This is a genomic window from Pedobacter sp. SG908 (genome assembly GCF_011759615.1).
Taxonomy (GTDB): domain Bacteria; phylum Bacteroidota; class Bacteroidia; order Sphingobacteriales; family Sphingobacteriaceae; genus Pedobacter; species Pedobacter riviphilus.
Genome location: NZ_JAAOYY010000001.1, coordinates 2,609,837 through 2,628,266, shown reverse-complemented (window position 1 = coordinate 2,628,266; position 18,430 = coordinate 2,609,837). Strand labels below are relative to the sequence as shown.

Here is an 18,430-nt window from a genome sequence, read left to right as displayed (position 1 = left end):
AATATTTAGTGACCAAATAAAAACATGAAGAAAACCAATGTAGTTGTTTCCTGTCCTATCAAAGGAGATAATGAATATTTAATTGAATTTACAGAGCATTACCTAAATTTAGGTTTTGATAAAATCGTCTTTTACGACAATAATGATGACGACATGATCGATCCCTGCGAGGTGTTTGAGAGCTTTAATAAAAAAGATATGGTTGAGATTTTTGACTATAGAAATTATTCTTTCAATGACGATTGGCATAGGAAAAATTTTTTTACTTACTACGATTTTGATTGGGTTCTATTTGTCGATGATGATGAATTCCTGGAGTTAAAAAAGCACAATAATATCAAAGATTTTATCTCTTCATTTGATGATAATGTAACAAAAATAGCTTTTAACAATCTTCATTTTGGGGACAATGATAAAATTTATTATGAAGATGCCCTGGTACAAGATAGATTCACCATTCCATTACCACTGGATTCCGGTACTGATGATTACTTGTTCAATAGTGCTGTTAAATCACTCTTGAAGAAGGTTAATATTAATGACATTCACAGTATTAACGCTCATACACTAGCTGACCATATGCCGTATTATAGTGCAGATAATAGGATAATAACTTTGAAAAGTTTCTGGAGAATGGATGAGGCAGATATTTCATTTGATACTGCATTTATCAAACACTACTGTACAAAGTCATTAGAAGAATTTGTGAAATGTAAAATGAAGAGATCCAAAACAAATAATGTTATTCATAAAGATCGCTTTAGTATTGATGCTTATTACTACCTATACAATCAAAGAACAGCTGAAAAAGACGAGTTATTTACTTTATTTTCCAACCAGTACCTTTAATTGAAGTGATCTATTTTAATTGTTTCATGAAGAGTATTTTCTGCGATAATTTTTACTAAAATCCTTAAAAAATAATGTTAAGGAAGCTTAACTGAAAAAGGTCTTATAGAAAATATCTCTAAGCTAAAAGCAGATGTAAGTATGAAAATTGCGGCTTAAGGGACATGAATTTTTTTTTCAAAAACAAAATAAGTATTATGCTTAGCAAAAAGATTTTTTATAATGATCTTTCCACAGAGGTCTCTACTGAAAACATAGGTCCCTTAGACGGATTTAATATTTCCGATTTAGATTATTCATTAATATATTAATCGAGGGTTAAATTAAATGCAAATTGAAAAAAAACATGCTTTTCTTTTTCTTACAAACAAGGCTACGCCTACAGTTCTATCATTATTTAAAAAACTAAATGACGAAAGTTTAGAATTAGGTGATTCCATTCTTCTTTACCATCAGAATGATTTATCAATCTTACCTACTGAAATTAATAATTGCACTAATCACATATTTACCGATAATATTTTACATGAACTAGGTTATACACCCATAACAAATGAATTATTACCAGGTAGTAATCACTTTCCTCTTCTAGACTTCTTTATGAAAAAACCATTTTACAGCTTTTATTGGTTAATCGAAGATGATGTTAGATTTAGTGGTAATTGGAGTGTCTTTTTTTCTGAGTTTCATAATCTTAGTTACGAATTCGATTTTGTTTCAAGTCATATAACTGATTATGATGACGATAAGGATTGGCCATGGTGGGATACATTTTCAAACAAAGAATACTTTGTCCCGCATTCTAAAAGAGTTAGATCCTTTAATCCTGTCTATTGTCTTTCGAATTCCGCTCTGCAATTTTTACATAAAGAACTTCTGTGTGGTTGGACTGGCCACCATGAAGTGTTAATGCCGACATTAATAAAATTAGGTGGGGGGAAACTTTTGGACTTTGGTGGGAATGGTAAATATTCTTCTAAAGAATTTAAAAACAAGTTTTATAAAAACGATGACCAAAACAATGGATTTATGAATATGAGTACTATGCGATATCGTCCAGTTATGATGAATATTGGCACTATTCAAAACATTTTATATCATCCAGTAAAGGGAAAATAAATAGCATTATTTTTTAATGAAAACACGGTTTAGATTTTGCTCTAACTAGTCCTAAAATAGTTTGATACTTATTCGATTCATCTTCTGACTGCAGTTTTATATGTTCGTTGGCGGTAGTTGAGTTAATAATTATGCGTTGATTTTTTATCTCACTTTGACCCAAAAAGGCTTGGGTAATTCAGTGTTTTTGTGTCTGGTGACACATTCTGATTTTTTTTCGGCGGATTCTGCTAAGCGTTTCGCGGCTGATATTGAGGAAGGAGGCGATATTTTGCTGGGTGGTTTGTTGCTCGATTTCTGGATGGTTTCTGAGTAACAGATCATAGCGTTGTTCGGGGCTCCGGGTACGCAGTAGTATGGCCCTTTCTTCACTCAGGGTAAAGTAGCGCTGGGTAATAAGTCTGCCCACCAGGTTGGCCTCTCTGAAGTCAGCGTAATAGGCATTGAGTTCTAGCCAGCTAATGGACTGCAGCTTGCAGTCCTGAAGGACTTCTATATACTCATTTGCAGGCTGTTGGGTAAAAAAGCTAGATATAGAGATCATCAGGTCGCCCTTGCCTGTGAACCAGGTCGTGCACTCGTTTCCGCTGTCGTCGATAAAATATGCACGTAGGAATCCACTGCGTACAAAGTAGACACGGCGAGCGGTTTCACCAGGCGATAAAAGCAGTTTTTTGCGCTCGAAAGTTTCAATAAGGCTTTCTGCTTTTACCCGGTTTTGCATAGGAGTTGGAAGGGGGATGATGAAGCTTAATGTTTCCAGTAGGTCGGCCTCGCGATCGTTAAATTGTGGCATGTTGATCGATTGTGTCACAGATCAACCATTGTTATTTTTAAACGGGGTAATATTGTTCTGTCGGAACGGATACTTATTTATAACGAATTATAGGGCGGTTTTAGTATGGTATTGCTCTTTGGGTGATATTAACGCTTTCTATTTATGAATTTGACTAAAAATTGTATCGGTGAAGAAAGAGGAATAAATGTGTCAGAAAGGGTTGAACTGGAAGTGACTGAACCTTCAGTTTGCATTGCCTCTTGAATACGAACAGTTTACGATAGAGGGTCTGATCAATGTGGGGCGTTATTGCTTATATTCCTGGGGATACCATTGTCTATAATGAATTTACTTTTTTTCTGCCTGTGAGAGTTGTTGCCGGTTAACGGGCGAGGTGGGAACTGATCTAAATATCAACCTATGTACAACAAGTTTAGTGAAAAGCTGCTGGGTGAGCTTCATGCCCGGCTGGAATCTTTGTCCCTCGTTGAATTGTCTCCTGTGCCGCTGCTGAAGGCGCAGGTTTCTGCAGTTGCGGATGCGCTGAAGGATTTGACTGATTTTTTAGCTGCCCATCCGCCGCTGGATAAGCAGGAAGAGATCGGTTATTATAAATTTACCTATCCCAGGTTTAAGTCTTTGATCGTGTATTATACAGAATACCATTATCTTTTGGTGGGTGTTCCCGAATCCGGGCTGAAGGCAAAAAAGAAATATTATCTCTCCAGGCTGAGTGCCATTGCTGCTTTTTTTGAGCAGCATACTTTGCACTATGACTATTTCAGGTTGGATGGCGGTATGCTGGATGAGCTTTTTTATTCTGCTGTGGATGCTGGGAATGTGCTTCAGCCTATTGTTTTGGGTTATGGACCCTTCTTGGGGACTGCGATGAGTGAACTGGTCAGCTGGTTTATGGCTTTAGAACGGCTTCGCAACGATATTCTGAGGTTGTTGCATGGGCTTTCCGGCCCTGGGCCTATGTCCGCTACTGTGGTTGATCCTACTGGGACTTTGCAGCGCGAGTTTAAATGGACGGGGGAGGATATCCACCTGATCGAGCTGGTACATGGTATTCATCTGACGGGGCAGGTCAATAATGGCAGTATCGGGATTGTGGAGCTGTTCAAGGTGGTGGGTACGTTTTTCGGGGTGAACCTTCGGGTACCTAAACGCGGCTTTGATGACCTGAAGGCGAGAAAAACGATGAGTAAAACGGCATTTCTGGATATGATGCGTTCGGCGGTGCTGAAAAAAATGGATGAGGATGATGCCTATGATCCGGAAAAGGCCAGGCGGAGAAATGGGTTTTAGTGGATATCATTAGTTGTAGGGTAATGTGGGTTATCGACTCTTTTAGGGCTGGTTTGAATTCCAATCTATCCAATATTGGATAGGAAGATTTGCGGGCATTGCAACTTTGCTTTATCAAATCCCGGTACAATGGGGTGCCGGGAAAAAGTTGAGCGGTTATGTTGCAAGGTTTTTCTACGCTTCAGTTTATAATGGTGTTATTGGTTTTGGCACTGGTCTGGTATGGTGGTGTTTTGCTGTTTTTTTATCTTAAAGGAAAGCAGAGGCAATTTGATGTTGGCAACACTGGAAAACAGGCTGATCTGGGCGCTTCTCGCGGTCAGCAACATACCAGTCCGGCTGGTGCAGGAATTCCTTTGGCGGATGACCTGATGGGCAAAGCAAAATTACCTGAAGGCATGAGCTCGGTGGGAATGGAAGAGATCGGTTTTGTCGATTTCGAGGGGCGTGATGTGGAGGATCAGCAGGGGCTGGTGCCGGATCTGCTGGAGGAAATCAAAAATGTGTTCTTATTGCTTGCAAAGGAGGACGGATCAAAAAGGGATTTTCTGGAGCTGATGAAAACGGTGAAGGAGAATTATCCTGGTATGGCTTCGCATCCAAGGATCAGGCGCATCAATGAATATATCGCCGAGCATGCAGCTTTTCATCTCAGTGCCGAGGAAATGGAGAATCTCTGGTATTAGCCTTAGCAAGGCTATTTGTTTAGCTCGACCTTTTTTTTAACCCTACATCTATCTACTTATTCCAATTTCTATGAGAAATCAATTCAATAGCCCTTTAAGGACGCTTTTTGCCAAATTTTTATTGACGGTATATATCTTTTGTTGGTGTCAGTTTTTGTCTGCGCTACCGCTTTTTGCGCAGGATGGCAATGCAGGGATCCAGGAAGCGACCGATAAGGTGGTGGGGTATTTTGATACGGGATGTGACCTGATGTATGCGATCGGTGCGGTGATGGGCATCATAGGCGCGGTCAAGGTATTCAACAAGTGGAATGCGGGTGAGCCGGATACTTCCAAGGTGGCTTCTGCCTGGTTTGGGAGCTGTGTTTTCCTGGTGATTGTGGCGACGGTTTTAAAATCATTTTTTGGGATCTGATTCATGGCTATGGTTTATCATATCAATAAGGGCGTTGGAAGGCCAATTGTGTTTAAGGGCTTAAAGGCGCAGTATATCGCTTACCTGGCCTTGGGACTAGTGCTGATGCTGATCGGTTTCGCTATTGGTTATGTATCGGGTGTGCCGCTGGTGTTTTTGATGGTTTTGGTCGTGGTTTTTGGCGGTGGTCTGTTTGTGGTGGTGTTCCGCATGAGTGCAAGGTTCGGAGAGCATGGACTTTTGAAGTTTCTGGCCAAGCGCGGTTTGCCTAAATATCTGGTGTTCCGCTCACGACGGTTATTTACAGGATTAAAAAACGTACGGTCATGATAGAGGCAGCTGATATATTTCCGATCTATAAGGTAGAACATGATTGCATCCAGTCGATGCAGGGGGATCTGACGGTGGTGTTCAGGTTAACCTTGCCGGAGATTTTTACGCTTTCGGAAAGGGATTACGAAAGTTATCACCAGGCCTGGGTAAAGGCGATCAGGGTGTTGCCTGTGGGGACGGTGCTGCATAAACAGGACTGGTTTTTGGAAAGCAGGTTTAAGGCTGATTTTTCGGCAGCGCACAGCTTTTTGGCCGGTAGCTCAGAACGCTTTTTTAATGAGCGGGAATTTTTGGAGCATGAGTGTTATGTGATGCTGACAGCAAAGCCAATAGGGCGGAAGCTTTCAAATTCGGCTTACAGCAATATCCTGCGGAGGCGGATTGTTCCGGAACAGACGGTGGATCCTGTGATGTTCAGTTCTTTTTTGGATCATGTAGGGCAGTTTGTCCGGATTTTATCGGATAGCGGTTTTGTGTCTCTGGTGCGTTTGGGGGACGATGATCTGGCAGGAACGGCTAATAAGCCGGGGCTGATCGAGCGTTATTGTTTTTTATTGGGCAAAGCGGAAATGCCGCTGATCTCAGATATCCATTTGCGCGATGAAATCCGGGTTGGGGATAAACGCTGTGAGCTGTATACGCTTTCGGATGTGGAGGATTTGCCTGCGCTTTGCGGCCCCAGGATCAATTATGATAAATACAGTTCGGACAGGTCAAAGTTCAGTATCGGTTTTGCAAGCCCTTTGGGATCGCTGTTATCCTGTAACCACATTTTAAACCAGTATATTTTTATAGGTGACCGCGATAAGGTGCTGAAAAGGCTGGAGGCGAGGAAACTGCGTCTGCAGTCGCTATCGGCCTATTCCCGTGAGAATGCTTTGTCAAGAGACGCGGTAAATGATTTTTTAAATGAAGCGGTAGCTTCGCAGCGTTTGCCGGTAAAAGCACACTTTAATGTGCTGGCCTGGTCTTCGGACCGGTCGAAGTCTTTGGATCTGAAAAACCTGGTGGGTTCGGCAATAGCAGGGCTGGATGCCTCGGCCAAAAAGGAGACGGATGGACAAGCGCAGATCTGGTGGGCGGGACTGCCGGGAAATGCGGCGGATTTTCCGATGAACGATTCGTTTGATACTTTTTTAGAGCAGGCGGCTTGTTTTTTTAACCTGGAAACGGCTTATCAGAGTTCTTTGAGCCCTTTCGGGATCCGTCTGGGGGACAGGTTGACAGGAAAACCAGTGCATGTGGATATCAGTGATGAGCCCTGGGAAAAGGGGTTGATTACCAATCGGGCGAAACTGCTGATCGGCCCATCTGGATCGGGGAAGTCTTTTGCCGTGAACCACATGATGCGGTCTTATTATGAGCAAGGGGCGCACTGCATATTGGTGGATATCGGGCACAGTTATAAGGGATTATGTGAGCTGGTCGGGGGGTATTATTTTACCTATAGCGAGGAGGATCCGATCAAGTTCAATCCTTTTTATCTCGCTGATGGGGATCTGATGGATACCGAAAAAAAAGAAAGCATCAAAACTTTGCTTTTGGCGCTCTGGAAAAAGGATGATGAGCCTTACCGAAGGTCAGAATATGTGGCAATTTCCAATGCACTGAAGCTGTATTATGAGCATCTGGAGGTTAGGAGTGATATTTTTCCCTGCTTTAATTCCTTCTATGAGTTTCTGATGTCGGAATATATGCAGGTATTATCTGATGGAAAAGTGAAGGAGAAGGATTTTGATATTGGGAATTTCCTTTATGTGCTCAATCCTTATTACCGGGGTGGGGAGTTTGATTACCTGCTTAATGCCTCGGAAAACCTGGATATGCTGTCGGAAAGGTTTATTGTTTTTGAGCTGGATAATGTGAAGGACCACCCGATTTTATTTCCGGTAGTGACACTGATCATTATGGAAATGGTGATTTCCAAGATGCGAAAGCTGAAAGGTATCCGAAAGGTGGTACTGATCGAAGAATGCTGGAAAGCGATTGCAAAGGAGGGTATGGCTGAATATATCCGCTACCTGTTTAAAACAATGCGTAAGTTTTTTGGGGAGCCGATCGTGGTGACCCAGGAAATTGAGGATGTGATTTCTTCCCCTATTGTCAAGCAGGCGATTATCAATAATGCGGATTGTAAGATATTGCTGGACCAGAGTAAGTACCAGAACAAGTTTGACCAGATACAGGAGTTGATTGGGCTAACGGATAAGGAAAAGGCATTGGTGCTTTCGATGAATAAAGCCAATGATCCCAAACTGAAATACAAGGAAATCTTTATCTCGCTGGGTGGGCAGATGAGTAAAGTCTACCGGACAGAAGTAAGTCTTGAAGAATACCTGGCCTATACCACTGAAGAGCGCGAGAAGATAAAGGTGCAGGAATACGCTGCGCGTTACGGCAGTATGCAGAAAGGTATATCGGTATTGGCGGCGGAGATGAGGGCGAAGCAAAAAACTAAATAAATGCTGGTCTCATGATTAACAGACGATTAGCATTTGATGTAATTATATCGTAAACCAATCCTAAAACAATCTAACCATGAAAACAAAAAGCTTTTATCTATTCCTATTAACGCTGGTTTTTGCTGCCTGTAAAGGCATGGCGGATCTGCAATCTTTTATCCCGGGTACCTATGTGGATCATGCCAAAGGAGAATATAGTGAATCCTGGGATACGCTGGTCGTTGGAGATTTTAACAAGGTCAAGGGGAGCTATTCTATTGTCCGGAAGACGGGCTTCAAGCGGCTGGAGAATGGAAAGCCGGGCCGTTTGGAGCATGATACTGAGCAATGGCTGGGTATCTGGGATGAAGAAAGCAAGTCGGTTCAGGTGCCCAGGAATTCCAAGATCATCAGCTTTTATCCCGATTCGGGTGTGCTGCTGCTAGGGACTCGGGAATTTCGGAAGTTGGCTGGAAAGTAATCTGGAGGCAAGTCATTGGCAAGGCTATATATGGTAAGGTGTAGCGAAGTATTGCTGAAAGCAAAACCATTGCCTAGCTACATCTATAAGGGATAAAAATCAGTTAACGTATGAAAAATCTATTGGACCGGTCTTCTGACCGGCTGGGAAAACTATGGACTAAAATTCAGGGGAAGATGAAACAATATATGGTAATTCTGCCGGTGAGCACGATGACTTTGATCGTGGCGCTTCCAAAAGGAGCGGATGCGCAGATCGCGGTGGTGGAAGTGATCAAGGCTGGGGTGAAAAAGGTGATCAAGGCGGTGGACCTGAAAATTCAGCGATTGCAGAATGAGACGATCTGGCTGCAGAATGCGCAGAAGGTTTTAGAAAACCAGCTTTCTAAATTAAAGCTGAGCGAGATTGCGGACTGGACGCAGCGGCAGAAGGAACTATACAAGGAATATTACGAGGAACTCTGGAAGATCAAATCCGCCATTGCCTATTATAAAAAGGTAAAGGACCTGACGGTAAAACAGGTGGCGATTGTAGATGAATATAAATGGGCCTGGAACCTCTTCCGGCAGGATAAACATTTTGAGCCCTCGGAGCTGGACTATATGCAAAAGGTGTATTCAGGGATACTGGATGAAAGCATCAAAAATATTGATCAACTGTTATTGGTGGTGAATTCCTTTAAAACGCAGATGAGTGATGCGGAGCGGCTGGAGATCATTTCAAAGGCATCTGAAAAGATGGATGTGAATTATACAGACCTGAAAAGCTTTAACCGGGGCAATGCGGTATTAAGCATTCAACGGGCGTCTTCGATGGAGGAAAGCGCTAAACTAAAAGAAATCTATGGAATCGAGAAATGAGTGTTGCGCTAAGGCTGGAAAGGTTTCGGTACTGGCGGTTGGCGTGTTAAAGTGTTTTGCTTTCAAGGTGAGGGCTTTCATTGTTGGTGTTTTGGTTTTTGTGTTCTGCTTTGGAGGCGCCGTTCAGGCACAGACTTTTGGCGAATTTTTTAACCAGAAGAAAACACAGAAAAAATACCTGCTGGAACAGATCGCTGCTTTGCAGTTATATCTGGATTATGCGAGGAAGGGTTACCGGTTGGTGGATGGTGGTCTGCAGGCGATTAAGAACATCACAAATGGTGAATTTAGTTTGCACGGGGCTTTTATTTCTTCTTTGAAAACGGTAAGCCCATCGGTTCGAAAAAATGTGAAGGTGGCTGAAATCCTGGCCTACCAGATCAGTATTACAAGATGGTTTGGGGAGTTCAAGGGAAATGTTTTGCTTTCGCCAGATGATCAGCTTTATATCCTGGGAGTGAAAGCTGGGGTACTGGCGGACTGCTCCCGTGATCTGGAATCGCTGCTTTTGGTAGTGACTTCGGGCAGGCTGGAGATGGGGGAAGCTGAACGCATCAGGCGAATTGATCTGTTATATGAATCGATGCCGGATAAGGCTGCTTTTACTGCCGATTTTATAGGAAAGGTAGAAGGCTTGGTTAGAAATAGGGAAAGGGATCATCTGGATATTTTAGACTTGAGGAGGGCGTATGGATTTGAATAGATTTTTGATGTTGTTTTTTGCCTGCAGGATACCGAGCGTAGCAATAAAAAATTTCAGAGTATACTTAATTGCCATGCTTTGCCTTCCAATGTTGCTACTCGCTAGTCCTGGTTATGGCCAGTCAGCTGAAGCGCAGCAGTTGCTTTTGAATGTCGAAAAGCTTAGCCAGCTGAAGAATATTTTAACCGATATGAAGAAAGGCTATTTGCTGATTTCCAATGGTTATAAGGCGGTAAAGGATATCGCTGAAGGGAATTTTTCCTTGCATGAAGTCTTTCTGGATGGAATGATGCTGGTCAGTCCGGAAGTTAAAAAGTACCATAAAGTAGTAGATATCATCACAGACCAGGGACGGATTGTTTCTGAATACAAGCGCGCGTTTAAGCGTTTTTCCGCTTCGGGCAATTTTTCGCAGGAAGATATGGCTTACCTGGCAGGGGTTTATAAACAGCTTTTTGAGCTGAGCAAGGATAACCTGGATGAGTTGCTCACGGTGATTACTTCTTCGAATTTGCGCATGAGTGATCAGGAAAGGCTGGCGGCGATCGATCGGATCTTTGCAGATACGGAAGAAAAGCTGATGTTTTTGCGCGCTTTTAATGATCAGGCAGCCATGCTGGACCTGCAAAGAAGCAGGGAACGGGCGGATGTAAAGGGGCTGAGTCATGCGCTTAGGGGCAGGAATTGATCGAAGGTAAGTTGATGGCGAGGCTTATGTGCTCTGCGGGACGTCAAGCTGATTTGCTGGGCTCAAAAAAAGTTTAAAACTCAAAATTTAGATATATGTATAGCAAGATCAACCTTTTCCTATGCGCTTGCATGGCTTCTCTACTGCTACCTATTATGGCATCTGCGCAAGGGGCGGCGCAGAATATTTCTGGCCTGCAGCCTGTGCTGGACAGGGTATACAGCGAAATGCTGCCGCTTTGTTCGGCCATGATCAATGTTGGCAGGGGACTGGCAGGATTTGGGGCGCTGTGGTATATCGCTTCCCGTGTATGGCGACAGCTGGCGTCGGCGGAATCTATTGATTTTTTCCCGCTGCTCAGGCCATTTGCTTTGGGCATGGCAGTGATGCTTTTTCCAGCGGTGCTGGGCATGATCAACGGGGTATTGCAGCCAACGGTTTCAGCGACCAATGCAATGGTTGCTAACAGCAACAAAGCAATCGAACGGTTGCTCAAAATGAAGGAAGCCGCGATAAAAAAGAGCCGTTATTGGCAGATGTATGTCGGGGAAGACGGTAGTGGTGATATGGATAAATGGCATAAATATGCTTATCCGAAGGATCCAAACGGAGAGGAAGAAACTTTTTTGGATGGCTTGGGGCACGGGCTGGAATTTAATATGGCCAAGGCATCTTACAATTTCAGGAACTCGATCAAGCAGTGGCTGAGTGAAGTATTGGAGATCCTTTATGCCGCGGCTGCGCTTTGCATCAATACCGTGCGTACGTTTTTTCTGATCGTACTGGCGATCCTTGGACCACTGGTATTTGGATTTGCGGTCTTTGATGGATTTCAGAATACGCTGACGGTTTGGATCGCACGCTATGTGAACATTTTTCTGTGGCTACCGATCTGTAATATCTTTTCCAGTATCCTGGGAAAGGTGCAGGAAAATATGTTAAAGCTGGATCTTTCGCAGATAGAGCAGCAGGGGGATACTTTCTTTTCCGGTTTAGATACCGCTTACCTGATTTTTTTGATTATCGGCATTGTGGGTTATTTCTGTGTACCGAATGTGGCCAATTATGTGGTGCATGCAGGTGGGGGAAATACGATCCTGCAAAAAGTAAATTCGATCGTGTCTGCTACTACGCGTTCGGGATCGCAAGCGGCAAAAGCAGGCGGTGGTATGGCAACAGATGTCCTGGGCGATGGTTACCGCAATATCAAGCAGAGTTTTTCTTCCGGGGCACAGGGCGATTATTTTCCGGACAATCCGCATCAGCAGCAGCGCATTGAAGGAAGATAGCCACAGGGCTGGCCCTTGCCATCATTTAGTTATTAAGTATTCACCAATGATTTCATTTATATGTTCAGCCAGTTTAAAAATATAGATACCGCTTTCAAGCATATCCGCATGTTTAGCTTTTTTCTGATCGTTGCCTGTATGGTGATCAGCTGTTTTGCGATCTATCAGTACTATCGGTTTTATAACCTGAAAGATCAGCGTATTTATATATTATATAACGGTAAGCTGTTAACGGCTCTGGCTTCTGACCGCAAGGGTAACCTACCGGTGGAGCTGCGTGATCATATCAGGACCTTTCACCAGTATTTTTTTTCACTGGTTCCTGATGATAAAGCGATCAAGGCGAGTGTCACAAGGGCGCTATACCTGGCCGATGAATCGGCAAAAAAGCAGTATGATAACTTTCAGGAGAACGGTTATTACAATAACCTGATCGCAGCCAATATCTCGCAGGAAATTACCGTAGACAGTATACAATTGGATGTGGACCGCTTTCCTTATCCATTCAGGTGTTTTGCAACACAGAAACTGGTACGCTCTTCTTCCACGGTGTTTAGAAAGCTGGTGAGTCAGGGCGTGATCGATGACCTAAAGAACCAGACGGATAATAATCCCCATGGCTTTCTGATCAGGAAATTTGAGCTGCTGGAAAACAGGGCTGAATCGTTAAAGGTGGAGAAACCATGAGGATTTTGAACTATTTCTTTAAGGGTAAGACAGCGAAAGGTAGTAGCGCTTTAGAAGATAGAACTTTGGGTGCCGGTCAAGGTGTTGGACGGATAAATAAAACCGATCTGTCATCTCACCTGGCTGGGGAAATAATGAAAGGACAGCGTTTCGTAGCGACCTATTTAAACACCAAAACCGCGGGAATTTCGAAACGAAAGATGCGGCTATCGTTGATCTGCTTCGTAGCGCTTGGCTCCATGTACTGTCTGTACCTGATCCTTTCAGCTGTGCTGCTCTTTTTAAAATAGAATCACTAAACCAATAAAAAACAATCAAGATGGAAAACAGGAAAAAAATAGAGAAAAAGAAAGTACTGCTGATTTTTTTGCCATTGCTGGCAGCAGCTATACTGACCACGGGATTTTTTATGCTGGGCGGTGGAAAGAGCGAGGCTGACGATACTGCTGATGTGCGTGGAAAAGTGGATTTTTCGCTCCCTGATGCGGCGATTAAAAAACAGCAGCCGGCTGATAAAATGGCTTTTTATGAGCAGGCGGAGCGCGATTCTGCTTTAAGGGGATCCGCTTCACTTTCGCGTATGAGCGAAAACTTAGGCTTTAAAAATAGTCAGGATGAGCAGACAGGAGAGATCTCGCTAAAACTGGAAGCCTTGAAGCGTGAGATTGACCGCCCGGCAGAAAATACCAGTGGTGTCGGGAGCGTTGCCGGTACTAGAGTTGGATACGGTCCCGGTGACGTGGCTGGTTCTGGTAACGGAAACATGAAAAACGATGTGGACAGGCTCGAGGCGCTGATGAAGATGATGCAGGATCATAAAAATGCTGCCGAGGATCCGGAAATGAAGCAATTGAATGCGATGATGGAAAACATTATCGATATCCAGCATCCTGAACGGGTAAAGCAAAAAATGGCTGGAGCGAAAAAAATCAATACTGATAGCCTGTTCAAAGCCATCCCTGCGGTGATCGCTTCCGATAAAAAAGTGGTTCAGGGCGCAACAATCAAACTTTTGTTACTGGATACTTTACGTGTGAACGGGGTATTGATCCCAAAGGGGCATGAGCTTTTTGGGGCATGTAAGATTACCAATCAGCGCCTGCTGCTTGATATCAGACAGATCCGTTTGGGCAATGCCATTATACCGTCTGACCTGTCGCTGTACAGTTATGATGGCATGCTGGGGCTGGATGCGCCGGAAGCGGTACTGACTGTGGCGGTGAATGATGGGGCAGGGAATGCCCTTGGCGATGTGGCGCTGAACACTTTCGATCAGTCCTTGGTTACGCAGGTTGCGGGTGCGGGGATTGATGCGGCGAAGTCAATGCTGACCAAAAAGCTGCGCAAAATTAAGGTGAAGTTAAAAGGAGGGCAGGCGGTGCTGCTTCGTGACAATAAACTAAAACTGCGCTAGCTCATGGATCCGGGGATCAATAGGGCGGAGCAGCTTTACCTGGCCTGGGAGGAGCGGCAGAAATCCCTTGACAGGCTAATGGGTGCTAACCTGGATGAGCGTAAGATAAGGCAATTGAAATATCAGTTTTTATCTCAGGGGCTTTTTAGGGTATCGGTCAGGCCATCGGAAATGGAAAGGCTATATATTCAGCTGCTCCGTTCGGTGACGGCTAAGCTTCGTAGGCAGCTTTACCCAAATCTGGTTTTGCGTTTTTTCGTAGGGCTTAAGGCTGCGCTGATCGATAAACCACTGCACCTGCGACGGTTTTTTAGGCTAAGGGAAGAAAATATGTATTCGCTAAAAGCGCAGCTTTCTTCATTGGGATTAGGAGGGATGAGTTTGAAGCTTGAAGAACAGCTCGATTATGAAAGGCAGCATGTTGTTTTAGAAGTGGTCCGGGGTTTAAACACAGGAGAAAGGCTATCGCTTCAGGTTTCACTGGATAAGGAAGATTTAGGGAATTATCGCTTTGCAGGATTTGATGCAAGTCTGTTGCAGGTGGATGGAACGGAAAAGTCCTGTTTTTTTTCTAAGAGCACTGGAGTTGATCTGGCTGAAGCGATCAATCTGTTGCAGGGTGGATCTGTGCTGAAAAACTATCAAAGGTTGGATGGTAAATGGGAAAAAAGCTGGATGAGGGTTAATGATATCGCGAAGGATTTTTCTACCGCACCACTATTGTTTTCTTCCGGCATCGATCAGGATTATGATCTTAAAAAACAGTTATTGGATCATGCCATTGCGCTTGAATGTTACGTGATCAGTACTGAATTGGTATTGCGTGGATTGGAGCAGGGGAATAGGATGGAAATCAGTGTCCCGGGAAAAGATAAATTTTATATCCGTGCCGGGCCATTTGAAAACAGGCTGGAATTCTTTGATTCAGCTAAAAAGGAAATCGATTTTGAAAAGCTTAAAGACATGTTTGTGCCAGTAAAAACGGAGCCTTTGTTTGAGCTAGGTACGGTCAAACCGTTGGATCAATCAAAGGAATCACAGCTGGAGCTTAGCGGATAAAAAGAAATTTTTATGGTTGAACTTATCGATAAAGCAGGGCTGGCAGCTGAGCTTAGGGCATATCTGGAGGAGCAGGTTTCACTAGGCTGTAAATGGGTGGTTTATGACAGTGACACTCCGATCTCCTCGGAGTTTGACCTGAACTGTTTTGCTGATGCAGCTTATGCCTTTGTCTTTGAACGGGAACACCAGCAGATCTTTAACTGGCACCAGTCGGTACCGATTTCGGATATGATCTACCAGCTTAAGGAGCTGGAGAAATCAGGGCTGATGTCAGATCAGAAATTAAATAATCCTAAAACATCATTTAAAACAAAAGCTATGAATTTAAACAATTTAGAAGACCGAAAAGACGAAATGAGGGCACTCGGTGCGTCGGAGCAGAGCATTGCGAAAATGGAAGAACTGATGAAGACAGGTGTGCCGAAATTTAAAGTTCATCAGGCGATGCCTGCCAATAAAGGGCAGGTGGATGTGGAGTTTTATCTGCAGCAGTCTTCCAAATCGGAGTATTATTTTCTTAATAAATTTACTGTTGCCCATAACCTGGGTAAGCCTTTGGAGCAGGATCAGCATTACCTGATTATTACGCCGGGCGAAAAAGGGAAGTCAGGTTCAGCTAAAGAGTTCGATCTGGTTACCGATGCAGTTGAGGCTTTCAAAAAACGCGAGGGTGCTGTGGAATTGGCCATTGGAAAAGATGCGGCCCATAAACAACAGACCTTGGCAACAATGGAAAATGGCAAGGTAAATTTTGTGGCCAAATCTTTCAGGGGGACTTTTTACGGAAAACCAGCGATGCAGACCATGTGGCCTGACCGGGGAAAGGGCTTTACGGTTCAGCAGTCCGCGCAGATGATCCAGGGTTATGCGGTATATCGGGATGATCTGGTAAATTTCAATTCGGGAGAGGTGTATGCGGCCTGGGTGAAGTTTGATATGGATAAAGGGGCTGGGGCGAACGGTAATTTCAACCTGCAACAGTACCATGATCCGCAGTATGGCTTTGATCTGCCTAAGGTATTGGATAATTATAGGATCAAGGAGCTGGCGGTGCCTGAGAAACGTGAAAAACTGGAAGCGGATCTGCGTAATGGATTGACACCGTTAGTGAGTGTGGAGAAAGATGGGCAATCGGTAAAACTTTTGCTGGAAGCGGTTCCAAGGTACGGTAAAGTAAATTTTTATACACCTGATGGTAGTCTTGAGAAACGTGAACAATTTATGACCAAGGAGGCTTTTGCTAATGTACTTGATGCTGGGCAAGAGAAAGGGAAAAACAAGGATAAACAGCAGGAAGCAGGAATGGGGATAGGTGGTTAACCCGCTCTTCGCGTTTTTCTGGCTTTCGGTTTTATTTGTAAGTGATCGAACACTGTGCTATGGAAGAGGAGAATAAAACATTGGTTGCTGTTGGTTACGCCAGGATTGTGCGCTACGGGGACCTGCGGGAACTTGATTGGCAGGCGGAACGGATTTATGATTACTGTCAGGAGCATGGGATTGAACTGAGGGTGGTGCTTTCTGAGGAAGGTGATGGGGGGCATGTCATGGAAGATTTTGGAGGATATGGTGCAGCATTGTGCTGGTGCGCTGGATATGGTGGTTGTGGCAGAGATGGGTAATCTTTCCAGAGATGTGGGTTGGTTATTGTTGAAACAAGCAGAATTTGAGGCCGAGTATGGGGTAACTATAGTATCGGCCAAGGATAGTCAACTAAGTTTGGATAAACATGGCGGCATGACCATGGGTTAATTTTAATTCATTAATTTTTAATCTATAAAACTATTGTATGAAAACATTTGATTCGTTAAAGGCGCTTGTTCTGGGAGCAGAGGAAGACGCGCTGAAGTTTTTTGGTAAAGGTAATAAGACAGCTGGCACGAGGTTGCGTATTGCCATGCAGCAGGCGAAAATACTTGCACAACAGATTCGTGTGGAAGTGAGTGCAAAGAAAAATAAAGTTTGATTTAAGGTTGGTTTTGTGGTTTGTTTGGATGCCTGGTTATTTAACCGGGCATTTTTTTTATAAAAATTGCGGATTAGAATTATATTGATAATTTAGAAGGATCTAGACCATAATATGAAGGCAGTTGGTATAATTAATGACTCGTTATATGATTTTGTATCAGGAAAGATACTTTTCTTTTCATTACAGGATTTTGAACAAAAGATTGTCAAGGAAGCACGTTGCTTTATTTGTGGAGCCGATAGAGAGGAAAAGGAATTTAATGAGGAGCATATAATACCTCACTGGCTGTTGAAAAGGCACAATCTCTTTAGTAGTACTATCACGCTGCCCAACCAGACACCTTTTAAGTATGGATCCTATACTACACCCTGCTGTAAAGAATGTAATAGTTTTTTAGGTGCTAGTATTGAGGTTCCTGTATCTGATGCATTTGCATTGGGAGCTGAAGGGTTTAACAAGTGGGTGGCAGATGGTAATCATATGTTATTGTTTATCTGGATGTCATTGATTTTTATTAAAACCCATCTCAAGGATTTGCAGCTCCGAATGTCAAGGGACTTACGCCTTTCTGCAGAAAAAATAGGTGATAATTATTACTGGGAGACAATGCATCATATACATTGCATAGCAAGATCATTATTTACTGGTGCGATTATAGATACGAAGGTTATAGGATCACTCGTTGTTTTACCGGTTAAAAATGATGATATGGATTTCGATTACCGTGATCATTTTTTAAGTAAAACACTTATGATCAAAAGCAATGATATCTGCATAATGACTACGCTAAATGACTCTTGTGCGGGAATTAATGTACTCTGGAATTTATTGATGCAGATAAGCAGTCCGCTGAACCTTTTTCAGTACAGGGAATTATTCGCCAAATTTGTCGATGTGAACCTGATTTTGAAAAACAGGCCTATATATTCTTCCAAATTTGAGAATAATGAGTATAGAATCGTTGCTGAACTTCCCCAAAAGATAGCGCTTAGCCAGGATACTGCAAATTATGGAGAAATATTATTTTGGGCATTAAAGGATGTCATGGACGAGAATGATCCTAACTTTGACTATGTTAAAAAGCATATTCTTGAAGGCGTTATGAGTTACCTCGTTGATGAAAAGGGGCAGTTTAAGCCCGATATTTAGAAACGGTGTTTAGTTATAATAACCATGAAGGTAGACTTAGCCGGGCTTTAGAACTGATTCAGTTGTTCTAAAATGTGAAATATTTTGGACTACATCAATGAATTAGTTTTCAACCTTGATATTGAGTTTTCTGATCGCTCGCTAAAACATCTTATTTTTCTAATCCGCAAATTCGGATTGATTTTAATCAAAATTA

General features: G+C 43.2%; 22 protein-coding genes. 21 read left to right on the top strand and 1 reads right to left on the bottom strand.

Going from position 1 to position 18,430, the window contains the following annotated elements; genetic code table 11:
* The first annotated feature begins 24 nt into the window (after window positions 1-24).
* Together FHT21_RS10760 and FHT21_RS10755 are read left to right on the top strand one after the other, a co-directional pair.
* The gene (locus tag FHT21_RS10760) at window positions 25-849 is read left to right on the top strand and encodes a glycosyltransferase family 2 protein (RefSeq protein ID WP_167294666.1); all 825 of its coding nucleotides are present in this window, start codon (window positions 25-27) and stop codon (window positions 847-849) included.
* Window positions 850-1,176: 327 nt separating this feature from the next.
* Window positions 1,177-1,968, top strand: a complete 792-nt coding sequence (locus FHT21_RS10755) for a hypothetical protein (RefSeq protein ID WP_167294665.1) — start codon at window positions 1,177-1,179, stop codon at window positions 1,966-1,968.
* Window positions 1,969-2,146: 178 nt separating this feature from the next.
* Here FHT21_RS10755 and FHT21_RS10750 read toward each other — a convergent pair whose 3' ends face one another.
* Window positions 2,147-2,764: a Crp/Fnr family transcriptional regulator gene (locus tag FHT21_RS10750; protein WP_167294664.1), complete on the bottom strand. Its 618-nt coding sequence runs from the start codon at window positions 2,762-2,764 to the stop codon at window positions 2,147-2,149.
* Between the two features lie 402 nt (window positions 2,765-3,166).
* On the opposite strand from FHT21_RS10750, the gene FHT21_RS10745 reads away from it, so the two are divergent.
* The 19 genes from FHT21_RS10745 (at window position 3,167) to FHT21_RS10655 (ending at window position 18,234) form a co-directional block, all read left to right on the top strand.
* Window positions 3,167-4,057 carry an RteC domain-containing protein gene (locus tag FHT21_RS10745; RefSeq protein WP_167294663.1) on the top strand — a complete coding sequence of 297 codons (891 nt, stop codon included), beginning with the start codon at window positions 3,167-3,169 and terminating at the stop codon, window positions 4,055-4,057.
* 158 nt (window positions 4,058-4,215) lie between these two features.
* Window positions 4,216-4,743, top strand: a complete 528-nt coding sequence (locus tag FHT21_RS10740) for a hypothetical protein (protein WP_167294662.1) — start codon at window positions 4,216-4,218, stop codon at window positions 4,741-4,743.
* Window positions 4,744-4,813: 70 nt separating this feature from the next.
* Window positions 4,814-5,158: a DUF4134 domain-containing protein gene (locus FHT21_RS10735; protein ID WP_167294661.1), complete on the top strand. Its 345-nt coding sequence runs from the start codon at window positions 4,814-4,816 to the stop codon at window positions 5,156-5,158.
* A 9-nt stretch (window positions 5,159-5,167) separates the two neighbouring features.
* On the top strand, window positions 5,168-5,488 hold the full coding sequence (locus tag FHT21_RS10730) for a DUF4133 domain-containing protein (protein ID WP_347878496.1): 321 nt from the start codon (window positions 5,168-5,170) through the stop codon (window positions 5,486-5,488).
* Window positions 5,485-7,953 (top strand): TraG family conjugative transposon ATPase, encoded by a 2,469-nt coding sequence (locus FHT21_RS10725; protein ID WP_167294659.1) that lies wholly within the window; start codon window positions 5,485-5,487, stop codon window positions 7,951-7,953. Before FHT21_RS10730 ends, FHT21_RS10725 begins: the two co-directional genes overlap by 4 nt.
* Window positions 7,954-8,029: 76 nt before the next feature.
* Window positions 8,030-8,413 (top strand): hypothetical protein, encoded by a 384-nt coding sequence (locus FHT21_RS10720; protein WP_167294658.1) that lies wholly within the window; start codon window positions 8,030-8,032, stop codon window positions 8,411-8,413.
* 176 nt (window positions 8,414-8,589) lie between these two features.
* On the top strand, window positions 8,590-9,273 hold the full coding sequence (locus tag FHT21_RS10715) for a conjugal transfer protein TraI (RefSeq protein ID WP_167295557.1): 684 nt from the start codon (window positions 8,590-8,592) through the stop codon (window positions 9,271-9,273).
* Window positions 9,257-9,976 (top strand): hypothetical protein, encoded by a 720-nt coding sequence (locus FHT21_RS10710; RefSeq protein WP_167294657.1) that lies wholly within the window; start codon window positions 9,257-9,259, stop codon window positions 9,974-9,976. The genes FHT21_RS10715 and FHT21_RS10710 overlap by 17 nt, the downstream gene beginning before the upstream one ends.
* Complete coding sequence (locus FHT21_RS10705; RefSeq protein ID WP_243853962.1) at window positions 9,963-10,664, top strand: TerB family tellurite resistance protein; 702 nt, start codon at window positions 9,963-9,965, stop codon at window positions 10,662-10,664. Before FHT21_RS10710 ends, FHT21_RS10705 begins: the two co-directional genes overlap by 14 nt.
* A 155-nt stretch (window positions 10,665-10,819) precedes the next feature.
* Window positions 10,820-11,953 (top strand): conjugative transposon protein TraJ, encoded by a 1,134-nt coding sequence (gene traJ, locus FHT21_RS10700; protein ID WP_243853960.1) that lies wholly within the window; start codon window positions 10,820-10,822, stop codon window positions 11,951-11,953.
* A gap of 60 nt (window positions 11,954-12,013) precedes the next feature.
* Window positions 12,014-12,640 (top strand): conjugative transposon protein TraK, encoded by a 627-nt coding sequence (gene traK / locus FHT21_RS10695; protein WP_167294655.1) that lies wholly within the window; start codon window positions 12,014-12,016, stop codon window positions 12,638-12,640.
* Complete coding sequence (locus tag FHT21_RS10690; RefSeq protein ID WP_167294654.1) at window positions 12,637-12,930, top strand: hypothetical protein; 294 nt, start codon at window positions 12,637-12,639, stop codon at window positions 12,928-12,930. Before traK ends, FHT21_RS10690 begins: the two co-directional genes overlap by 4 nt.
* Window positions 12,931-12,959: 29 nt before the next feature.
* Window positions 12,960-14,054 (top strand): conjugative transposon protein TraM, encoded by a 1,095-nt coding sequence (gene traM / locus FHT21_RS10685; RefSeq protein ID WP_167294653.1) that lies wholly within the window; start codon window positions 12,960-12,962, stop codon window positions 14,052-14,054.
* Between the two features lie 3 nt (window positions 14,055-14,057).
* A complete protein-coding gene (locus FHT21_RS10680; RefSeq protein WP_167294652.1) occupies window positions 14,058-15,113 on the top strand; it encodes a hypothetical protein in 1,056 nt (351 codons plus the stop codon).
* A 12-nt stretch (window positions 15,114-15,125) separates the two neighbouring features.
* Window positions 15,126-16,436, top strand: coding sequence for a hypothetical protein (locus FHT21_RS10675; RefSeq protein WP_167294651.1), 1,311 nt, complete (start codon window positions 15,126-15,128; stop codon window positions 16,434-16,436).
* Window positions 16,437-16,477: 41 nt separating this feature from the next.
* The gene (locus FHT21_RS10670) at window positions 16,478-16,738 is read left to right on the top strand and encodes a hypothetical protein (RefSeq protein ID WP_167294650.1); all 261 of its coding nucleotides are present in this window, start codon (window positions 16,478-16,480) and stop codon (window positions 16,736-16,738) included.
* Window positions 16,731-16,868: a hypothetical protein gene (locus tag FHT21_RS10665; protein WP_167294649.1), complete on the top strand. Its 138-nt coding sequence runs from the start codon at window positions 16,731-16,733 to the stop codon at window positions 16,866-16,868. Before FHT21_RS10670 ends, FHT21_RS10665 begins: the two co-directional genes overlap by 8 nt.
* Window positions 16,869-16,905: 37 nt before the next feature.
* Window positions 16,906-17,082 carry a histone H1 gene (locus FHT21_RS10660; RefSeq protein WP_167294648.1) on the top strand — a complete coding sequence of 59 codons (177 nt, stop codon included), beginning with the start codon at window positions 16,906-16,908 and terminating at the stop codon, window positions 17,080-17,082.
* A 114-nt stretch (window positions 17,083-17,196) separates the two neighbouring features.
* On the top strand, window positions 17,197-18,234 hold the full coding sequence (locus tag FHT21_RS10655) for an HNH endonuclease (RefSeq protein ID WP_167294647.1): 1,038 nt from the start codon (window positions 17,197-17,199) through the stop codon (window positions 18,232-18,234).
* Window positions 18,235-18,430: the final 196 nt, after the last annotated feature.

Coding starts and splice junctions, on each gene's coding strand:
- traK (WP_167294655.1), top strand. CDS start 12,014: ATGTTCAGCCAGTTTAAAAATATAGATACCGCTTTCAAGCATATCCGC.
- traJ (WP_243853960.1), top strand. CDS start 10,820: ATGGCATCTGCGCAAGGGGCGGCGCAGAATATTTCTGGCCTGCAGCCT.
- FHT21_RS10760 (WP_167294666.1), top strand. CDS start 25: ATGAAGAAAACCAATGTAGTTGTTTCCTGTCCTATCAAAGGAGATAAT.
- FHT21_RS10755 (WP_167294665.1), top strand. CDS start 1,177: ATGCAAATTGAAAAAAAACATGCTTTTCTTTTTCTTACAAACAAGGCT.
- FHT21_RS10665 (WP_167294649.1), top strand. CDS start 16,731: ATGGGTAATCTTTCCAGAGATGTGGGTTGGTTATTGTTGAAACAAGCA.
- FHT21_RS10730 (WP_347878496.1), top strand. CDS start 5,168: ATGGTTTATCATATCAATAAGGGCGTTGGAAGGCCAATTGTGTTTAAG.
- FHT21_RS10745 (WP_167294663.1), top strand. CDS start 3,167: ATGTACAACAAGTTTAGTGAAAAGCTGCTGGGTGAGCTTCATGCCCGG.
- FHT21_RS10705 (WP_243853962.1), top strand. CDS start 9,963: ATGGATTTGAATAGATTTTTGATGTTGTTTTTTGCCTGCAGGATACCG.
- FHT21_RS10725 (WP_167294659.1), top strand. CDS start 5,485: ATGATAGAGGCAGCTGATATATTTCCGATCTATAAGGTAGAACATGAT.
- FHT21_RS10680 (WP_167294652.1), top strand. CDS start 14,058: ATGGATCCGGGGATCAATAGGGCGGAGCAGCTTTACCTGGCCTGGGAG.
- FHT21_RS10660 (WP_167294648.1), top strand. CDS start 16,906: ATGAAAACATTTGATTCGTTAAAGGCGCTTGTTCTGGGAGCAGAGGAA.
- FHT21_RS10720 (WP_167294658.1), top strand. CDS start 8,030: ATGAAAACAAAAAGCTTTTATCTATTCCTATTAACGCTGGTTTTTGCT.
- FHT21_RS10740 (WP_167294662.1), top strand. CDS start 4,216: ATGTTGCAAGGTTTTTCTACGCTTCAGTTTATAATGGTGTTATTGGTT.
- FHT21_RS10675 (WP_167294651.1), top strand. CDS start 15,126: ATGGTTGAACTTATCGATAAAGCAGGGCTGGCAGCTGAGCTTAGGGCA.
- FHT21_RS10710 (WP_167294657.1), top strand. CDS start 9,257: ATGGAATCGAGAAATGAGTGTTGCGCTAAGGCTGGAAAGGTTTCGGTA.
- traM (WP_167294653.1), top strand. CDS start 12,960: ATGGAAAACAGGAAAAAAATAGAGAAAAAGAAAGTACTGCTGATTTTT.
- FHT21_RS10735 (WP_167294661.1), top strand. CDS start 4,814: ATGAGAAATCAATTCAATAGCCCTTTAAGGACGCTTTTTGCCAAATTT.
- FHT21_RS10655 (WP_167294647.1), top strand. CDS start 17,197: ATGAAGGCAGTTGGTATAATTAATGACTCGTTATATGATTTTGTATCA.
- FHT21_RS10715 (WP_167295557.1), top strand. CDS start 8,590: ATGAAACAATATATGGTAATTCTGCCGGTGAGCACGATGACTTTGATC.
- FHT21_RS10690 (WP_167294654.1), top strand. CDS start 12,637: ATGAGGATTTTGAACTATTTCTTTAAGGGTAAGACAGCGAAAGGTAGT.
- FHT21_RS10750 (WP_167294664.1), bottom strand. CDS start 2,764: ATGCCACAATTTAACGATCGCGAGGCCGACCTACTGGAAACATTAAGC.